This is a genomic window from Fervidobacterium sp., from assembly GCA_026419195.1.
In the GTDB taxonomy this organism is placed as follows: domain Bacteria; phylum Thermotogota; class Thermotogae; order Thermotogales; family Fervidobacteriaceae; genus Fervidobacterium.
Genome location: JANZZV010000004.1, coordinates 67,984 through 86,871 on the forward strand (window position 1 = coordinate 67,984; position 18,888 = coordinate 86,871).

The 18,888-nt window shown below is 36.2% G+C and carries 18 protein-coding genes; 16 read left to right on the forward strand and 2 right to left on the reverse strand.

Translation table 11 applies throughout. The features are described from left to right. Nucleotide 1: 1 nt before the first annotated feature. The 15 genes from N2Z58_03885 to N2Z58_03955 all read left to right on the forward strand — a co-directional run bounded on the left by N2Z58_03885 (nt 2) and on the right by N2Z58_03955 (nt 16,053). Nucleotides 2-886 carry a DMT family transporter gene (locus N2Z58_03885; protein MCX7653799.1) on the forward strand — a complete coding sequence of 295 codons (885 nt, stop codon included), beginning with the start codon at nt 2-4 and terminating at the stop codon, nt 884-886. Next, a complete protein-coding gene (locus N2Z58_03890; protein MCX7653800.1) occupies nt 883-1,983 on the forward strand; it encodes an iron-containing alcohol dehydrogenase in 1,101 nt (366 codons plus the stop codon). The genes N2Z58_03885 and N2Z58_03890 overlap by 4 nt, the downstream gene beginning before the upstream one ends. Nucleotides 1,984-2,063: 80 nt before the next feature. Further along, nucleotides 2,064-2,906, forward strand: a complete 843-nt coding sequence (locus N2Z58_03895; GenBank protein ID MCX7653801.1) for a transketolase — start codon at nt 2,064-2,066, stop codon at nt 2,904-2,906. After that, nucleotides 2,903-3,856, forward strand: coding sequence for a transketolase family protein (locus N2Z58_03900; GenBank protein ID MCX7653802.1), 954 nt, complete (start codon nt 2,903-2,905; stop codon nt 3,854-3,856). Before N2Z58_03895 ends, N2Z58_03900 begins: the two co-directional genes overlap by 4 nt. Before the next feature lie 5 nt (nt 3,857-3,861). Next, complete coding sequence (locus N2Z58_03905) at nt 3,862-5,877, forward strand: alpha-glucosidase (GenBank protein ID MCX7653803.1); 2,016 nt, start codon at nt 3,862-3,864, stop codon at nt 5,875-5,877. Next, on the forward strand, nt 5,874-7,307 hold the full coding sequence (locus N2Z58_03910) for a hypothetical protein (protein MCX7653804.1): 1,434 nt from the start codon (nt 5,874-5,876) through the stop codon (nt 7,305-7,307). The genes N2Z58_03905 and N2Z58_03910 overlap by 4 nt, the downstream gene beginning before the upstream one ends. Before the next feature lie 3 nt (nt 7,308-7,310). Next, a complete protein-coding gene (locus N2Z58_03915) occupies nt 7,311-7,790 on the forward strand; it encodes an RpiB/LacA/LacB family sugar-phosphate isomerase (protein ID MCX7653805.1) in 480 nt (159 codons plus the stop codon). Then, complete coding sequence (locus N2Z58_03920) at nt 7,790-8,806, forward strand: LacI family transcriptional regulator (protein MCX7653806.1); 1,017 nt, start codon at nt 7,790-7,792, stop codon at nt 8,804-8,806. The genes N2Z58_03915 and N2Z58_03920 overlap by 1 nt, the downstream gene beginning before the upstream one ends. 188 nt (nt 8,807-8,994) lie before the next feature. Further along, on the forward strand, nt 8,995-10,050 hold the full coding sequence (locus tag N2Z58_03925) for a glycosyltransferase family 2 protein (protein MCX7653807.1): 1,056 nt from the start codon (nt 8,995-8,997) through the stop codon (nt 10,048-10,050). Between the two features lie 51 nt (nt 10,051-10,101). Then, complete coding sequence (gene pepV, locus N2Z58_03930; protein MCX7653808.1) at nt 10,102-11,490, forward strand: dipeptidase PepV; 1,389 nt, start codon at nt 10,102-10,104, stop codon at nt 11,488-11,490. A gap of 184 nt (nt 11,491-11,674) precedes the next feature. Next, nucleotides 11,675-13,471 carry a VCBS repeat-containing protein gene (locus N2Z58_03935; protein ID MCX7653809.1) on the forward strand — a complete coding sequence of 599 codons (1,797 nt, stop codon included), beginning with the start codon at nt 11,675-11,677 and terminating at the stop codon, nt 13,469-13,471. 25 nt (nt 13,472-13,496) lie between these two features. After that, the gene (locus N2Z58_03940) at nt 13,497-13,922 is read left to right on the forward strand and encodes a hypothetical protein (protein MCX7653810.1); all 426 of its coding nucleotides are present in this window, start codon (nt 13,497-13,499) and stop codon (nt 13,920-13,922) included. A gap of 30 nt (nt 13,923-13,952) precedes the next feature. Next, nucleotides 13,953-14,459, forward strand: coding sequence for a prepilin-type N-terminal cleavage/methylation domain-containing protein (locus N2Z58_03945; protein ID MCX7653811.1), 507 nt, complete (start codon nt 13,953-13,955; stop codon nt 14,457-14,459). A gap of 14 nt (nt 14,460-14,473) precedes the next feature. Next, nucleotides 14,474-15,574 (forward strand): prepilin-type N-terminal cleavage/methylation domain-containing protein, encoded by a 1,101-nt coding sequence (locus N2Z58_03950; protein ID MCX7653812.1) that lies wholly within the window; start codon nt 14,474-14,476, stop codon nt 15,572-15,574. A 20-nt stretch (nt 15,575-15,594) separates the two neighbouring features. Then, nucleotides 15,595-16,053 (forward strand): hypothetical protein, encoded by a 459-nt coding sequence (locus tag N2Z58_03955; GenBank protein MCX7653813.1) that lies wholly within the window; start codon nt 15,595-15,597, stop codon nt 16,051-16,053. A 20-nt stretch (nt 16,054-16,073) separates the two neighbouring features. On the opposite strand, the gene N2Z58_03960 is transcribed toward N2Z58_03955, so the two are convergent. Continuing rightward, nucleotides 16,074-17,081 carry an alpha/beta hydrolase gene (locus N2Z58_03960; GenBank protein MCX7653814.1) on the reverse strand — a complete coding sequence of 336 codons (1,008 nt, stop codon included), beginning with the start codon at nt 17,079-17,081 and terminating at the stop codon, nt 16,074-16,076. Beyond that, nucleotides 17,075-17,974, reverse strand: coding sequence for a prolyl oligopeptidase family serine peptidase (locus N2Z58_03965; protein ID MCX7653815.1), 900 nt, complete (start codon nt 17,972-17,974; stop codon nt 17,075-17,077). The genes N2Z58_03960 and N2Z58_03965 overlap by 7 nt, the downstream gene beginning before the upstream one ends. A gap of 166 nt (nt 17,975-18,140) precedes the next feature. Here N2Z58_03965 and N2Z58_03970 point away from each other — a divergent pair, with 166 nt between their 5' ends. Further along, the gene (locus N2Z58_03970; protein MCX7653816.1) at nt 18,141-18,875 is read left to right on the forward strand and encodes a C40 family peptidase; all 735 of its coding nucleotides are present in this window, start codon (nt 18,141-18,143) and stop codon (nt 18,873-18,875) included. Nucleotides 18,876-18,888: the final 13 nt, after the last annotated feature.

An 18,888-nucleotide genomic window follows, 5' to 3' on the forward strand; every position in this document is an offset into this window, starting at 1 on the left:
GATGCATTTTAGCCTATTAATTCTTGTAATCATTTGGGGAAGCTACTACATATCAAACAAAATCGCACTAAAAACATTCTCTGTTACTTTTGCTGGAATCTTTATACGCCTTGCTGTATTTGTAATAATGTTAATTTATATGTATCTTAGAAAGGAATTAAAAAGTCTTTTTAAGCTTGAGTATGTTTTTCCAAGACTTGTCATAATTGGATTACTTGGTTTTTTACTTGACTACACAGCTTTTATGGGATTCAAATATTCTACAGCCTCTAAGGGTGCCATCTTACTCAGATCTGACGTGTTGTTTTCAACTCTCGTAAGCATTGCGTTTGGTCAAAAAGTTACTTTACTTGAATTGATAATAGTTATATTGATGCTTTTTGGTGTCTTTCTTGTTTCAGAGCAGTCTATTAATCAATTGAGTTTTGTGTATAGTGATATTTTCTTTTTGCTTAGTGCGTTGTTTATATCACTTAATGCGTTTGTCATACGCAGTGTACAAACTGATAAGAAAAATCCTACTTCAGATAATGTGATAGCATTTTACAACAACTTCTTTACATTTTTATTCTTTATACTATTCTTAGGTAAGAACTTTCAACTATCTGAATTCTTGGAAATTAAGCTTGACCCTTCGTTCCTTGGATTGTTATTTGCAAGTATATTCCAGTTTTTAATTTATGTTTTCTACTATCATTGCCTGAGAAGATATCCTGTTTGGCTTGTTAGAAGTATTTTATTGCTTATGCCTGTTTATGTTTCACTGTTTTCATTTCTCTTTTTGAAAGAGAAATTAACCTTTCTTCAAATTATTGGTATGGTGATCATCCTTAGTTGTGCGTTTGTGCTTACAAACATTTTATATAAAGATGAGGTGAAAAAATGACAGAATATCCAGCTTTTCAAATTTTTAATCCTGTGAAAGTTATTTATGGAGTTGGAAAGATAAACGTTTTGGAAAGTATGGCTTACAAGAAACCACTTTTCATCTGTGACCCAGTTGTAGAAAAGCTGGGTGTTATTGAAAAGATCGAGAAAGCGTTCAGCAAATTTTTTGTGTTTAACGAGGTTGAACCTAATCCGTCATGCGAGCTTATTAACAAAATAGTCGGACTTTACAAACACGAAAGCATCGACTGTGTGATTGGTATAGGTGGTGGTAGCTCACTAGACACAGCAAAAGCTGTGAGCTCACTTTTGAAAAGTGGTGGTGACATAACAGACTATCTCTTGGGTTCGGATAAGTTTTCTTCACGTACAAATTTAGTGCTCATTCCGACAACAGCAGGTACTGGAAGCGAAGTTACTAACGTTGGAGTGTACACATACCAAGGTCTAAAAAAGCCCATGACAAGTGATACGTTTTGGGCGGATGTCTCAATTGTTGATCCCGAGTTAACGTATTCAATGCCGGTAAGGGTTACTGTCTCTACAGGTCTTGATGCCCTTACTCACGCGCTTGAAAGTTATTGGGCAAAAAGTTCCCAACCCTACACAGAAGGACTGGCTCTTGCATCACTTAAGATGATCTTGGAAAATCTAAAAAACTCAATAAACAGTGACAAGACGGCCAGAAATAATATGGCTTTAGCTGCAACAATCGCAGGTATTGCCTTTAGTCAGACACGTACAACTGCCGCACACGCTATCAGTTTTCCTCTTACTAGCTTTTACGGGATAGAACATGGCGTTGCCGTTGCTCTCACGTTACCAAAGCTGATTCATTGGACTTATCCGTATATCAAGAGTAAAATGGATGCTTTGCTAAGATATTTACAATTGAATAGTATTGAAACTTTTTCTGAAACAATCGAAAAACTGATGATAGTTGCAGGAATTTCAACAAGACTTAGAGACTATGGAGTCAGACAAGAAGATATCGAAAAAATAGCAAAGGTTTCTATGGAAGCAAATATTATCAAATTGACCCCGGGTGATATTACCTACGAGGACGTAGTTATGATTTTGGAAGAAATATACTGACTAGTTGTTAAGTTGTGAACAAAATTTGGAAACTGAAATTGAAATCTGACAAACTTGGGAGTTGGAAAGGAGGATTCATCTTGAATCTTACACATGAAGAGATTAAATTTTTGAAAAAGAAAGCTACTCTTATTAGAATGATAACCATTGAAATGATCGGAAAACTCGGAGTTGGTCATATTGGCGGCTCACTGTCTATAGCAGAAGTACTTGCAGTCTTATATTATAAAGTCATGAGAATCGATCCGAAAAATCCAAAGTGGGAGGATAGAGACAGGTTTGTTTTGTCAAAAGGACATGCTGGTCCTGCTTTATACAGTGTGCTTGCCGACCTTGGTTATTTTCCGTACGGATGGATAGACACTCTCAACAAGCCAAACACTAACTTACCGAGCCACTGCGATCGTTTAAAGACTCCGGGTATCGATATGACTGCCGGTTCACTTGGTCAAGGGCTTTCTGCCGCTGTCGGAATGGCACTTGGAGGAAAGATAATGAAAAAAGATTTTTATGTCTATGCAGTTATTGGTGACGGAGAGTCTCAGGAAGGTCAGATATGGGAGGCTGCAATGTTCGCAGCTCATAGTAAATTAAATAATTTAATAGCTTTTACAGATTACAATAAGATGCAAATAGATGGTTATATACACGAAATAAATAACTTAGAACCGTTGGTTGATAAATGGCGTGCATTTAATTGGAATGTCATGGAAATAGATGGACACAATGTTGAGGAAATCTACAACGCAATAATGAACGGTAAAGAGCAAAAAGATAAACCAACGATGATAATACTTCACACGATAAAGGGACGAGGGGCATATTTTGCCGAAGGAAAGATCACATGTCATAATATGCCGATAAAAGAAGAGGAATGGAAAACAGCTGTTGAAATGTTAAGAAAGGAACGTGATGAAATATGATCAATCTTACACCATCAGTTTATGAAAAAGAACTCAGAGAAGTTTACGGAGAACTACTTTTCAAATATGCAACAGAGGATTCGCGTATAGTTGTTTTGAACGCAGACCTTGCAAGATCGGATGGTACACTGAAGTTTAAAGAGTCATTCCCTGACAGATTTATTGATGTAGGTGTTGCAGAGGCAAACATGATCGGCATTGCTGCGGGTCTTGCCAACGTTGGTTTGATTCCGATAACACATACATTTACCCCATTTTCAACACGTAGAGCATTTGATCAAATCACCATATCTGTTGCTTACGCTGATTTACCGGTAAAGATGATGGGAACCGATCCTGGTGTTACAGCTGAGTTGAACGGTGGTACACACATGAGTTTTGAGGATGCTGGAATAATGAGAAGTTTACCAAATATGACAATTGTTGAGCCTGCTGATGCTGTACAATTCAAAGCTATGTTTGAACAAATAATTTACTATCCAAAACCCATATATGTACGTATGTATAGAAGAAGGAAAGAAAAATTTTTTGAAGAAGGGATGGAGTTTAAAATTGGAAAGATTACAACACTGAAAGATGGTAAGGATATAACGATAATCTGCTCTGGTCTTATGGTTGGTCAAGCGATGATCGCAACACAAATGCTTGAAAAAGAGGGTATAAGTGTAAAACTTTTAAACATGCACACATTAAAACCTGTAGATGAAGAAGCGATCATCGATGCGGCTAAACAAACTGGTCGTATAATTGTTGTTGAAAATCATAGTATTATTAATGGATGGGGAAGTGCTGTTGCGGAAGTTTTAGCTGAAAATTATCCGGTTGTTATGAAACGGATAGGTGTGAGAGACCATTTTGGGGAAGTTGGATTCACCGACTTTTTGTTAAGAAAATACAAAATGACGGCTGAGGATATTTACAAAACTGCCTTGGATCTTCTGAAAGGGTGAGCGTCATGTATTTATCCAAAGATGGTTTTAAAATATCGATTAAAACACTTCAATTACATCATAGCAATGCATTTCCAATGTTTTACGTAGGTGTTGGGAAAAACAAATACGAGATGTCCCACGGAAATTTCAACATAGAAAAATTCTACGAATCAAAAATACCGTTGAGAAAATTCAATATACTCGAAAATAACGGGAATAGTTTAAAAATAAGATTTTACAGTGATGAATTATATTTGGAGTGCTTATTTGAGATTTTTGATAGTAAAGTCAAGATAACTATCCTTGGTTTTTCTGATGGGTTAAATAGGCTTTGGATAAATATCCCTGCAGATCCAAAAGAAGAGGTATTTGGTTGTGGAGAACAATATTCTTTTTTAAATTTGCGTGGTAAAAGAGTCCCACTATGGGTTTCAGAACAAGGAGTTGGCAGAAATAAGAGAGATTTAATCACTCATTTTGCAAATTATAAAGATGATGCTGGAGGAGACTGGTACACAACGTATTTTCCACAGCAGACTTTCGTGTCCTCAAAAAATTATTACTGTGTAATTTACGACTATTCTTACATGGAATTCGACTTCACGCATGAAATGTTCCACCAACTTGAAGTTCATAACATACCGAATGCAATATCATTTGGAATTGGTGACAACTTATTAACTGCTGTTGAAATGTTGACAAGAGAAATAGGTACACCACCTGCTTTGCCTGACTGGATATACGACGGGGTTATTGTTGGGTTGCAAGGTGGTACACAGATAGTTATTCCAAAGGTGAGAAAAGCTCTTGATAAGGGATTAAAAATAACGGGGATGTGGATACAAGATTGGGAAGGTAAGAGAATTACGACGTTTGGTAAGCAACTCATGTGGAACTGGGTTTATGATAAGAATATGTATCCGGATTTACCACGGATTATAGATGAACTGAGAAATGAGGGTATAAGAACACTCGGATATATAAACCCATTTTTAGCCCTCGAAGGCTCACTTTACAAAGAAGCTTCAGATAAAGGACTACTTGTTAAAAAGATTGATGGTTCGGAATACCATATTGTTGTCACTACATTTCCTGCTGCCCTCTTAGATCTTACGAATCCTGAGACACAAAGCTGGATTAAAGATGTGATAAAAAATAACATGATAGGAATAGGGCTTTCAGGTTGGATGGCGGATTTTGGAGAATACCTTCCAACAGATGCTGTACTATACGACGGCACGCCAGCTGAGCTTTATCATAACAGGTACCCAGTTGAGTGGGCAAGAGTAAATAGGGAAGCTGTCGAAGAATCTGGTAAGTTGGGTGAAATAGTTTTCTTTATGAGGGCTGGTAATCTTGGAAGTAGCAAGTATTCCACACTTTTCTGGCACGGTGATCAAATGGTGAATTGGTCAAGGGATGATGGTTTGCCGTCTGTTGTTGTCGCTGCTCAGTCTATGAGTATGTCAGGATTGAGTTTGACGCATTCTGATATCGGTGGCTACACAACCCTTGCAAAGCATGTACCTGAAATAGTATGGACCAAAAGAACAAAAGAACTTTTCATGAGGTGGGCAGAACAAGCAACTTTCACTCCTGTAATGAGAACTCACGAAGGAAACTGGCCTGATGAAAATTGGCAATTTGATTCTGATGACGAAACTTTGTTACATTTTTCAAGAATGTCTAAGATTCATGCTGCACTAAAACCTTACATTAAGGCTCTTGTGGACAACTATGTTAATCAATACAAACCTATATTCATTCCGCTAAATGTGTTGTATCCAACAAATGAAAGCGAAAGATTTAAGTATCAGTATTTATTTGGTGAAGACTTATTGATCGCTCCTGTCTTGCAACCAGATACGAAAGAATGGGAAGTGTATCTACCACCAGACAGATGGGTACACCTTTGGAGTGGCAAAGAATACAACGGTGGTACTTACAATATAAGTGCACCTTATGGTTATCCACCTGTATTTTATAAAGCAAGTTCAAAATTTAAGTATGTGTTCGAAAAAGCGGGTGATGTGAGTTGAAAAAAGTTAAGATCGGACTTGTGGGTTTGATACAACACAACTTCAGAGGAGATAAAGAAAGTGTATATAAAAGATCAATTCAGGAGTTGCAAGAACTTGCACAAGAGATGGATTTTGAGTTTGTTTTTAGAAAAGATTTTGTCGTTACACAGCAAGATGCACAGGTTGCTAAAAGGCAAATGGAAGATGAAAGTGTTGATTTCTTGTTCATTCAGTCAACTTCGTTTTCTTCTGGTTACTTGATTCAGCAGCTTGCGCAAACAAACACTTTTCTTGGGCTGTGGGCAATCCCTGAATCATCAAAATATGGTCCTTTGCCGTTGAATTCGTTTTGTAATATGAATTTGAACATGAGCCAACTCAACAGATTTTTGCCGTATTTAAACAAAGACGCCAAGTGGTTCTATGGATATCCCAAAGATGAAATATTCAAGAAAAGATTCACGACGACTTTAAGAGCGCTTAGAGCAATCAAAAATATATTTGGTTCAAAATTTCTACTCATAGGCGGTCGGGCACCCGGGTTTGATAATTTATTTTACGATCCACGAATGTTAAAAGCTAAACTTCGTGTTTCGGTAGACGAAATGGAATTTTGTGAATTGAAAACAAGGTTTTTGAGCTATTCGAGTGAACAATTAAGAGATTTAATTGCTCAGATAGAATCTAATTACACTATAAGAGACGAATACGCCAAAAATTCCTTAGAAAAAATGGCAAGGTTGATTCTAACAGTTAGACAATTGAAGGAAGAAGGTAATTACAATGGCTTTGCGATCTCCTGCTGGCCAAAATTTAGACTTGAGCTGGGAATGGTACCTTGTGCATCGTATGCTTTTTTATCTGACGAAACGAGTACAACTGTTTGTGAAGGTGATGTGATAAGTCTTCTAAGTATGAAGATTTTAGAATACATTGCCGATTATCCGGCAATATTGATGGATCTATCTGATGTAGACTTCAGCGATAATTCAATATTTTTGTGGCACTGTGGAATAGGTAGCAAGTTTTATGCTAAAGGTAAAATTGAACTTGAAAAGCACTTTAATCCAGGTCCAAAAGATCCTGAAAAAGGTTGGCTTACAATGGCCCCCGTTGCATCTATGAAATTCTTGGAAATACCAGTAACTATATCAAGGATTACCAACAACTTGAACGAATACTTTGTTCTTACTGGAGAATTTTTCGATAGTCAGGACAAACCGGACTACGACGGCAGTAGAGGCTGGCTTGGAAAATTAAAATTCTTTGATGAAGATATAACAACCCTTGATCTGATTAATACTATTATGGTAAACAAAATAGAACACCATTTTCCACTTGTAAAAGGCAATTACACGAGCGAAGTTATCGAATTTATGAATTGGCTTGGCTTTGAAAAAATTCCAAAAATTCAGTATAAAGATTATTACCAAAGGAGGCATAGCTAAATCATGACCAAGAAGGTTGTTATAGGCTCCGATAAATCAGGCTTCTTTCTAAAAGAGGAGATAAAAAAATTCCTTGAAGATAAGGGTTATTATGTTGAGGACGTCGGCACCAAAGACTTAGACAATTGGTTACCATTTTACGACGTTGCTCCAATATTGGCAAAGAAGATACAATCTGGTGAATTTGAGAAAGGCATTCTCATATGTGGAACTGGTGCTGGGATGGCTATAGTAGCTAATAAATTTAAAGGAATATATGCAGTAGCAGTGGAAGGTAGTTACACAGCCAGAATGGCACAAGTAATAAATAATGCTAACGTACTTACTATGGGCGGATGGGTAGTTGCACCTCAACAAGCCTGTGACATGGTTGAAAGATGGCTGAACGCTCAATTTACAGAAGGTTTGGAAGAATGGAGGCAAGTATTACTCAAAGGAGCACAAAACGAAATTAGAAGGATAGAGGAGGAAAATTTCAAATAATGCACGAATTAAAAAAATTCATAACCATAAAAGATATAGCACGCGCTGCTGGTGTTTCTATTAACACAGTATCGAGAGCACTTGGAAACAGAGGGTACGTAAAAAAAGATACAAAGGAAAAGATACTAAAAATAGCCCAAGAGCTTGGTTATACTCCTAACTGTGCTGCAACAGCCTTAAGGACAAGAAAATCTGGCATCATTGGTGTTATAGTGGTCGATAATTCGAATCCGTTTTATGCAGAGTTAGTTAAGGGTATAGAGAGTGAAGCAAGGATAAATGGTTACAATATAATATTAATAAATACAGATAGGAATTATGAGAACGAGGTAAAGGCTATCCAAACACTTTTAAAACGTAGAGTGGATGGCTTGATAATATGTGCTGTTCAGTCACAAGTAGAAGATATAAAGGAACTCGTTGATAAGAAAATACCAAATGTCATTGTGGGAAGTAAACTAAATGGAATTAAGACAAATTACGTTTGCAGCGACGATGAAATGGGTGGATACATTGCCGCAAAGCATCTTATTGAAACTGGACATAGGAAGTTACTCTTCCTGAACGCCTTTGATTATAAATATGCAGCAAGGATGAGGGAAAAAGGCGCAAGAAAAGCAATAGCAGAGTCAGCAAAAGTTGTTGAATTAAGTGTAATCAATTCGCTTGAAGGATTTGAGAATGCTTACAAAAAGTTTAAAGAAGTAATCTCAAAAAGTATTTCATTCGATGGTGTATTGTGTTATAACGACATATATGCTTTTGCTGTAATAAAGGTTGCAAAAGAAAGTGGATTTAAAATACCTGAAGACTTTTCATTAATAGGCTTTGATGACATAGAATTTTCCTCAGTTTTAAATCCATCATTAACAACTATCAGAGTAGACAAGGTAATGCTTGGTTCGCAAGCATTCAAAGCGCTTATTAAAAGTATAAAAGAAGATGTTATCACCGAATTAACTTTACCTGTTCAGCTTGTTGAGCGCGAAACTGTTAAGAGAATTAAATTATTTTAAATGCTCATAAGTTAAGGCCAGCTCCATCACCGAATGATAGTACTTGAATACCAGATACGTCCCTCGAAATTTTCGAGGGGCATTTTTATTTTTAGCCTAATTCTATTGAAATTTATTCGAAAAAGAGATAAAATTAAGGCGCAAAAAGTCTCAAAATATTCGTGGATAAATCAGAAGGGAGTGTTAGCGTGATATTCGAGGTTAAATCCAACAAAATAAGCAAATCACCAACTGTGTCGATAATTATACCGGCATACAATTTAGAAAGATACATCGGTAAAGCAATAAACAGCGTCTTTGAAGAACTAACCAGTAGTAGTGATTTGGAATTAATAATTGTGAATGATGGTTCCAAAGACAAAACAGAGGAAAAAATTTTAGAGGTGCTGAAGGGTAACAAAATTAATTGGACATTAATAAGTCAATCGAATAGTGGCGTAAGTGCTGCACGAAATATTGGAATACAATACGCAAGAGGTCGGTACATACGATTTCTTGACGGTGACGATGAATTTGTATCCGGTTCCGTTCAGAAACTGCTAAGTTTTGCGGAGCATTACAACGCCGACTTTGTGTTTGGTAAATTTGTCATGAAGACAGCCAAGGGTAAGACGATAATGACTTCTGATGACCTCTCAAAACTAACAAGAGGCCTAAAAAACAAGAAAGACATTATTATAGATTTTCTCAACTATAAACCTTTTATCCACCTTGGTAACATCCTTTTTTGCAAGGAAACTTTAGTCAGGCATAACGTTAGATTTACTCAAGGTGTCAAAATTTCAGAAGATTTTGAGTTTATAGCCAAGCTTATGTACAATTCAAACCGTATAGTGTTTTTAGACGAATACGTTTATCAATGGCTTTACAGAAAAACTTCAACGACGAAAACAAAGAGTCTTGCAATGTTCCATCATGTTGGTGTCATGAAAAGATTAATTAAGTACTTTTTTTCCAAGGGAGAAAGTGATATTGCTAAAAAGATTCAAAATGAGGCTTTGGCACTTGCATACGGTCAAGTAATTGGTATACTTGCATACAATAGACTTGACTATCGTGTTTGGAGAATGTTAGCAAATAACAAAGAAATCAAGAAATACGTGAGTAAAATTAAATTAGATAGAGAAAGAAGTAGATTTCACTCAAAAATGCATATAGCAAAAAACGTATATCATTTGTCCCCAACACTCTTGTATGTGATAATGAGAATGGCACGCAAATATCACGATGTGTGGGCGCGATAAATCTTTTTGATTAATTATTTGAAAGGAGGGAAAGGGCTTATCCCAATTTTTATGGATATCGATTCAAAAATCAACGAGTTCGTCGATATGTGTTTTGATAGCATTTTAAAAGCGCTTGATAGAGTTATAAAAATTAGGTCTGTTATGGAGGAACCAAAAGAAGGTATGCCGTTTGGTGAAGGACCTGCAAAAGCTCTTGAGGAAACTCTTAAAATAGCTAAAGAGCTTGGATTTGATCCAGTTAATGTAGATAACTACGCAGGTCATGTTGAATATGGAAATGGTGGAAAGTTGTATGCCGTTCTCGGACATTTAGATGTTGTACCGGAAGGAGATATCGAAAGATGGGAGAGTAATCCATACGAGCTTTCAATTAGAGACGGAAAGATGTATGCGAGGGGAGTATCGGATGACAAAGGTCCAAGTATAGGTGCACTTTTTGCATTGAAAATCGCTTCTGAATTGGTAAAAGAACCAAAAAACAGGGTTAGAATTATATTCGGTACAAACGAAGAGAACGGTTCACAATGTTTAAAGTATTATTTTACAAAACAACCGTACCCGGATGCTGCAGTAACACCTGATGGTGATTTTCCTCTCGTCTTTGCAGAAAAGGGAATAGTGACATATCGTATTTCTAAAGAGCTAAAAAGAGAGTATACAACTACACTCCTAAACCTAAATGCAGGGACAGCCGCAAATGTTGTTCCGGAAGAGTGTACGGCAGAAATACTAACAAACAAAGTGAATGAAATTGCTTATCTGATAGAAAATTATAGTGGTATGTGTAAGTACAAATATACTGTAGACAAAAATAGAATTGTTGTAAAGTCCTTAGGTAAATCGGCACACGGTGCACATCCAGAGGCAGGTATTAATGCTGCTGCTGGAATGTTGGAGTTGCTTTCAAGAATTGACTTTGGACCGGATAACATCACGATAAGAACACTTTACGAACGTCTTGGGAAAGAATACTATGGCATAGGGCTTGGAATATCAGGTCAAGACGATGTAAGCAAAAAATTAACATGCAATCTTGGTATATTAAGAATTGAGAATGGTAAGATAAGTGCCATAATCAACATAAGACATCCCATATTCTATAACGTTGATGTGTTAACCTTGCAAATAAAACAAGCCATGAACAGTTTTGAAGTTGAACAGCAAAGTTATTCAAAACCCCTATATGTTTCAAAAGACAGCGACTTTGTAAAATTATTACTTGAAATCTACAGAAGTGAGACAAACGATGAATCAGAACCCATTTCAATTGGTGGAGGAACTTATGCAAGGAGTGTTCCCTATGGTGTTGCCTATGGTGCAGTCTTTCCAGGAGAAGAAACACATATGCATCAACCAAACGAAAGTTGGTCGCTTGAGTCGTACAGAAAATTCATAAAAATCTATACAAAATTAATATATCATTGGTTAACCAATTAACAAAGGTACTTCTGGAAAAGATTTGAAAATGTGTGAGTTAATCTATCACTCATTATTTTATTGCAAATAATTTCCAAAAAGGGCGGGGAACAGCGTTATTTCCCCGCTTATTTTTTAGAAGCTTTGGTGGTAAAATATAATAGGGTAAGTATAATGAAAATATTTTTACCCAAGGAGTGATTTTATGAGAAAATTTGTTCATGTTTTGATTTTTCTTTTGTTAACCATTCAAGCCTTATCGCAAGAAATAGATTGGGCAAGACCAAGTTACACAAAAACATATCCTATTGCAAATTACAATCAATCTAAACCTGAGTCTGCGTGGGGATGTGTATATGCAAGGGACATATCAACGAGAGTTGTAAATAATACGCTTGTAGCTGTAAATGCTTATAAAATTAACACTATAACCGCATCGCCTGGTGCTGGCCCGTTCAGTGATGTTTCACAAACATTTGCTGTTGATTACAATAGAGACGGATTTGCTGATATAATTAGTGTAACATATGGAGGAAGAGTTGTTATAAAGGAAAACAAAGGTTTGGTTAATAACGATTTGGTTATGAGCGATGTCTATGCTTATAATCTACCAATCGTTGGTGATGGTACTTTCGTTATTGATGATTTCGATAATGATCGAAAACTTGATCTTCTTCTTTACAATGCACGCCAACAAGCAGTTTTTATTCCAGATTGTGTTCGTAACGTGCCCTGGAATCAAATGTATAGAAAAGATGTCCCTTACAACGATTCAGGATTTGTGACAAACTGGACTGTTACAGCAATGGCGAGTTATGATTTTGATAGTGATGGTTACAAAGACATTATATACGCAGACATGAGAGGTAGAGTTTGGTTCTGGAAAAACACAAATTCGCAGGGTAATAGTAGATTTTTTAGTACACAGTTTGTTAAATTGATAGATGATCCTGACATAGGAACCACAGCTTCCAATGGCGGAGCAGTCTTAGACGTAGCAGATGTAAATAAAGATGGAGTACCGGACATAATTGCTGGAAATACAGATAAGAGAGGCATTTATATATACTTAGGTAGAACTGTTAATAATCAAATTGTATATAACGCAACACAAAAGATAGCCATTGTAAACAATAACGGCTCACTCGGTCAAGTAAGTTTTGTAGATCCAAATATACCAAACTCTAAGGATCCATCTTCACTACCATCTTTTGGCCCTACAGTAATAAAGGTTACTGATGTTGACAGAGATGGACTTCCTGATATTTTTGTTGGTACAGATGCTTGGCGACAAGGAAAGAATTTTGGCGGTTCAGTGTATCTTTTTAGAGGGAGGAATTTGAACGCAAACGGGGTACCTAATTTTGTTAGCCTTGAACTTGTACGTGGGAGTTATAGTACCGATAACAAACCACCATTTGATTTTGATGCGGGAACCATAGGTGACTTAGACAACGATGGTGTACCTGATTTCGTTGCTGCTGATGGTAATCATTCAGGAAATTACTATAAGATAATTACACAAACTGTAAGGGAATACAAGGTAGAAGACGGTATAATGGTGAGTGATTACTTGGTTAACGTAGTAGATTATAGGAACCCCGATGGTAAAATAGTGGTAGGCATTCCCAAAGCAGTGCTCCAAAACAATTTTGTCAAGGCAATTGAAGTTGAAATAGAATTTCTTGAAAGCGATACGGGAACTTTTGAACTGCGGTATTCTGCGAAGAGCATAAAAGATCCTGCTTTGATTGATCATCGATTATTTGGACTGATGCTAGACAGTTCAACAATGCAACCGATGAGAGGAAACACGCCTGTTCCCGGGAATAGAAGATTTGCAGCAAGAGTAGTCCTCAACACACCATCCCCCGACCCACAAGTGATTATTGTTCTAAGACCAAAGAATAAGAATGAAGCACCCCATATAAAATCCTTAACGTACAAAATATGGACTACACCAGCCGTGGTTGTTATAAGAGGTTTTAATTGGACCAAATAGAAAATATCAAAATGGGGTGAATTCTTTGAATAGAGCGGGGGCATTGCTTGTTGAAGCGCTTATTTCGATAATAATTGTTTCTATGGCCATAGGCATCAGTTTGGTTTCATCATATAATTTAATCAGAAAGGCTTATGAAAATAGTATGATCCTGACAATGTCAGAAATACTTTTAAACGAATGTGAACAACTACTTTCTTTAAAGCAATCTCAAATATATGAGGGAACCAGAACAGTATCATATAACGGAAAGAATTACACTGTTTCAGTTACTAAAGAAACCAGACGTATTAGCCAAAATTTCAAATTTTACTACTACAGGAACAATTCTTACTCACCAGTTGCTAAACCTGGTCCAATTGTTATAAACAACATAGTTGTGCTAAGGGTGAGGGTGACCGACCGGGCGGGTAGGTATGTAGAAACTGAAATAATTCCTCAACAATGGTGATGAGAATATGAATCTGCGGAGGGTAAAATGATGAGAAAAGGGTACACATTAACTGAAGTCATCATCTCAGTTATACTGATATCCTTAATTTTCGCGATATCAGTACCTGTATATTATAGAATGTCAACTATTCTTCCAAGCGAAGCACAACTCGTTTCAGTTGCACAAAAACTATTGTTTCTGCTATCGGATGCAAGAAAACTTGGATTCTTGGGGAACGATGTTATATGTATCAAATATTCTAATAGGATTTTTGAAACTTTCGTAGACAATGATCTTAACGCTCAACCAGATAACAATAAACCTATATCAAAAATCGATTTAACGGTAAGAGATTATGAAAACATCACATTAACATTTAATGGTCAACAAGTCACTCAAATAAGCGACCTGTATACTGTTGACGGGGTTTTTGCAAAGAAAGTTGGAAATACCTTGGATTTAACCTATTCAAACGCCACATTTCAATTTTTACTCCAAGGACAGTCTATAAGAGTAGTGATTGAAGATTCACTACCGAAAATAATTGAAAGGTAAACTTGGGTGATGTTATGAGAAGAAAAGGGTACACGTTTGTTGAATTTCTGATTGTGCTGATATTGATTTCCATATTTTTCTCAATACTCATCATAATTACTGACTCAACTATGAAAGCTTACAATTTAACACGCTCGACTCTCCAAACACTGTACGCTCAAAGTCACATAGATTTTACCTTCGATATGTTGGAAGGTGAACTGAAATGGGTTGGAAGTGGCTCGAATTTATTACGAGGAGAAAGAAGTGGTTCTGAATTGAGAAAACCAAATAAAACAGAGGTATACCAACAAATAAGCGATAAACTCTGGTTACAAGATAGTATAGACATAGAAAAAACAAGCACTGGTTTTATAATATACATAACTTATGTTGTAGCTTCACCCGTGAAATTTTTTTACGATAGTACAACAGGGACATGTAGAGCTATTTCTGAAGGTTACATAGATTCCCCTGATTGGTCAATTGTAACACGTGCACTTGTTCCATCTTCTGAACATTATGTTCCGACCTTGGTTAAGTTGAAGTATTATTACAATGATTCTGGTGTTTACAGACCAGTTACTGGAAGATTAAAAGTTACACCAGATCTCAGATTCTTAATTAGAGAAGTTGATCCATCAAATCCATCTGTTGAAAGAAATCTTGCACCAACGACTTTTCCCACTACTTCTACTCAACCCGGTTCGGCACCAAATGAATTGTTTATAACGCCAATTTCTAAATTCAGTAATGTTTCTTTGAACACAGGGTATACTACTCGATCATTCAGACAAGTTCAAATTGAATACAACTCCCAAACAAAGGAGATAACAGTGAGACGCTTAATACCAATATTTGAACCCTCACCCGTTATTTATAATATAAAACTGTTAGATAATGTAGAGAGTTTACAGGGAAGTCTTGTATACTATTCTTCAAATGGTCTTAGTGAATTAAGATTTGACAATAGAAACGATTGGAATACCTATAAGAATGGTCCTGAACTGCGAAATATAAAAGACTCCATTGTAGGAATGAAATTTACAATCACATGGCGACCTTCATGGAAGCTCGTAAACGATGAGTATCTCACCAAAACACGCCTTATAATAATTCCAAAAAGTATACAGTAAAATACTTAGGAGGAAGTGACATGTATAAAAGAGGTGTAATAAGTATATCAGTAGCTCTGCTAATTTTCCTTCTTGCAAGTTTGTCTACTTTTTTAATTTCTGGTATTCTCAAGGAAGTGATTGAGGTTGAATCAAGAGTACAATCTTCATTAAATAGTTCAAAAGCAAGGCTAATGATGATATCAAACGCAAACATATGGACAAAGTTTTTGACTGATAATGGCGGTTTCTGGGACGAGATCCAATATGATTTCCAAAATACAGAGGGGACTGTTACATGCATAGATTTTAGGAATAATAGCGATTACGTAAGGATAAATATTGGAAATTCAGAAAAAGTAACCAACTATTCTGTTGTTGCGACAACGACACAGTTTTCTAAGATAGACAGATACATTAGAGTTAATATGGTGGTACTTATCAACGGTGAAAAAACACCATTTGGTGGCCAATTCGATTTTGGATGGCCTGGTTTTTAATTTCACAAGCATGTTCAAACTTATTTTTTCTCCTCAAACTCTACTTTCTTAAGTATTTCTATTTGTTTTTTGAATTCTTTTACCCCCATGTTTGAAAGTATAAACCTTGCTACAAAAAACTGGAATGGAAGCCATGTAACATGACCGCTGGGTATGATGTACCTTTTTGGTTTACCAAGTGCATACCATAAGAGTTTTCTACTCCTTAGCGGTAATGCTCTATCGAACAATGCTTCAACAAAAATTATCTTCCTTTTATCAACAAATTGTGCATAGGCTATTGGATCAAGTTTTAGATACGGATGTATATCACTTTTTTGCATTTCTTCAACACTTCTGAATTGCTTTAAAACTTCTAACTGCTCTTCAAATAGAGCCTTCATGCGTCTTTGATCTTCTATGAAGTGTTTTATTTTTCCTGTCGATCTAAGTCTTTCAACACTTCTTCTGAAAAATGCTAAGGTGGGCGAATGCCACATAAGTGTTGCCATTTCTCCTCCTACAGTCATCAGTATCGTTTTTTTGAAATCACTTCTTATTGCGTTTATCATAACAGAAATCATCCCACCAAGACAAAAACCAAATAAATGAGAGTTTTCTATCCATAACCCCTGGGTTTTCATATGCTCAACTATACTAATAACGTCAATAACTGATTGCTCCCAGAATTTTGTTGATCTCTCAACGTCAGTATCAAAAAAATCTTTTCCACTCACAGAACCATGCGCAACACGTGTAAAATTACCCGGCAAAATTGGAAAAACTACTCTAACACCTGCATTGGCAAGGTGTGTTGCCATCCAAAGTAAAAACGGGATGTTTGATGTGCCAAGTCCGTGTAGTATAAAAAGTATCCCCACAGGGTTTTCCTTTGGATCGAAAAGGTAATATTCAACTATTTCTGTACCTTTTATTGGATCTGTATAAAGCGTTTTAAAGCGGACATACGAAACTCTAAATTTCTTTGCTTTCATTATGTAACCTTGTGTGTATTCTTCTATTCTTCCACTATACTGAAAACTTACCATTCCTTTCCCTCCAGAAAAAGCGAAGTTTTCTCAATTATATCTACCGTCTTTTTATCTCTCAGCACAAATTCAAAACCATGGTCACCATAAGGATGAAGCAAAAGTTTACTTTTTATGTTGTGTTTTCGAAGTACTTTGTACATTTTAACCGAGGATGTATAAGGAACCACCGAATCTTTTAATCCATGTACGAGTAAAACTGAAGGGAATTTACTTGTAATATGGTTGACAGGAGAGTATTTTTCGTAAATACTTTTTGATTTGCTGGGAAGTCTTTTCAATGTTGCTGCTACTGCCAGTCTTGCAAAAAGCGAAGTTGAATTCCATATATCAAGCAAATCACAAGGAGAATAGTAAGCTACTACCCTTTTGACATCCTCCGGTATTCTGCTTGCTGTTAAAAGTGCTAAATGACCACCAGCGGATAATCCCATAAGTGATATTTCGTAATTCTCGTACTTAAATTTCTGCTTCAAAAACTCGACAGCTTTGATTAACTCATCAATTAACTTTTCTATACCAGCCTTATATCCTCTACTATAATCGATAGCAGCAACCAAGAATCCTTTTCCAACAAGATATCTATACCAAGATACGTTATTAGGTTGCCTTCTGTAACCACTTATCCAGCCACCACCATGAGCAAATAAAACTATCCCTTTTGGTTCGGTTAAACCAAGTTTTTGAACATCCGGATAAAGAATGTCAAGGTAGTTGTCGTGGTACTTTATAGAGTCTATTTTTGTCCACGTGGATTTCTTAGGGTCCAGAGCGATTCTTCCAAATACTGACTTACGTATTAGAGGTAAATTCAGTACGAAAAGAACCACCACAAAGACCAAAAAATTTGAAAAAAGTGCCAATAAAGAAAATAGATACAAAATAAGCTTCAAAATAACTACTATTTTGCTGTTAAGATTACCAAAGATTTTACCGCCTCCTATAAGTATTTTTTACAAGATTCTTTTATTAATTATACCACTTCAACTAAAATATGATACAATCCAAATAACATCCAATTTTACAACTTAACCAATGAAATTAAAGGAGGAAGATATTATGCAGTTCGGAATAATAAAATATCCCGTGGTAGATGTGCGTGCGGAACCAAAATTTAGAAGCGAAAGGATACATCAGATGGTGTTTGGTGAAATTGTTGAAATCGAAAGTGAAAGTGAAAATGAATATATTTATGCTTGTGACGTTAGGTTGAATTACTGCGGATATTTGAACAAAAATTGTGTGTGGATCTTAAACCAAAATGAATTTGAAGAATTTACCCATCTTGAGCTCGCAAAAGTTACGAAACCTTTTTGCAAGACAGGTGGATGGATAACTTACATGCTACCGATAGGCAGTAGAATATATACTGATACAAGGTTATGCTATCTACCAAACGGTAAGGTTTTTCAATTGGTGGATGACCCATCTTCAGAATCAAATGATATAGTTGACTTGAGTGTTAATTTTATTGGAGTTCCGTATCTTTGGGGAGGAACATCCTCGTACGGTTTTGATTGCTCAGGATTTGTTAATAGACTTTACGATGCATTTAATGTAGATATCCCAAGGGATGCCCATCAACAGGAAAGAACCTTGGAATACGTTAGACAACCAAATCCTGGTGATTTACTATTCATGGAAGGGCACGTAATGCTTTATATAGGTGATAATAAGGTAATACACGCAAACGGACACGATATGTGCGTCAGTATTACAGATTTAGACAAGGAAGATTATGGTCGCTATCTCAAAAACAAAATTAGAAAAGTTTGCACAGTGGGTAAAATATGATAAAATTACATGG

Coding starts and splice junctions, on each gene's coding strand:
- N2Z58_03885 (MCX7653799.1), top strand. CDS start 2: ATGCATTTTAGCCTATTAATTCTTGTAATCATTTGGGGAAGCTACTAC.
- N2Z58_03920 (MCX7653806.1), top strand. CDS start 7,790: ATGCACGAATTAAAAAAATTCATAACCATAAAAGATATAGCACGCGCT.
- N2Z58_03935 (MCX7653809.1), top strand. CDS start 11,675: ATGAGAAAATTTGTTCATGTTTTGATTTTTCTTTTGTTAACCATTCAA.
- N2Z58_03955 (MCX7653813.1), top strand. CDS start 15,595: ATGTATAAAAGAGGTGTAATAAGTATATCAGTAGCTCTGCTAATTTTC.
- N2Z58_03905 (MCX7653803.1), top strand. CDS start 3,862: ATGTATTTATCCAAAGATGGTTTTAAAATATCGATTAAAACACTTCAA.
- N2Z58_03945 (MCX7653811.1), top strand. CDS start 13,953: ATGAGAAAAGGGTACACATTAACTGAAGTCATCATCTCAGTTATACTG.
- N2Z58_03960 (MCX7653814.1), bottom strand. CDS start 17,081: ATGGTAAGTTTTCAGTATAGTGGAAGAATAGAAGAATACACACAAGGT.
- pepV (MCX7653808.1), top strand. CDS start 10,102: ATGGATATCGATTCAAAAATCAACGAGTTCGTCGATATGTGTTTTGAT.
- N2Z58_03950 (MCX7653812.1), top strand. CDS start 14,474: ATGAGAAGAAAAGGGTACACGTTTGTTGAATTTCTGATTGTGCTGATA.
- N2Z58_03900 (MCX7653802.1), top strand. CDS start 2,903: ATGATCAATCTTACACCATCAGTTTATGAAAAAGAACTCAGAGAAGTT.
- N2Z58_03890 (MCX7653800.1), top strand. CDS start 883: ATGACAGAATATCCAGCTTTTCAAATTTTTAATCCTGTGAAAGTTATT.
- N2Z58_03970 (MCX7653816.1), top strand. CDS start 18,141: ATGCAGTTCGGAATAATAAAATATCCCGTGGTAGATGTGCGTGCGGAA.
- N2Z58_03915 (MCX7653805.1), top strand. CDS start 7,311: ATGACCAAGAAGGTTGTTATAGGCTCCGATAAATCAGGCTTCTTTCTA.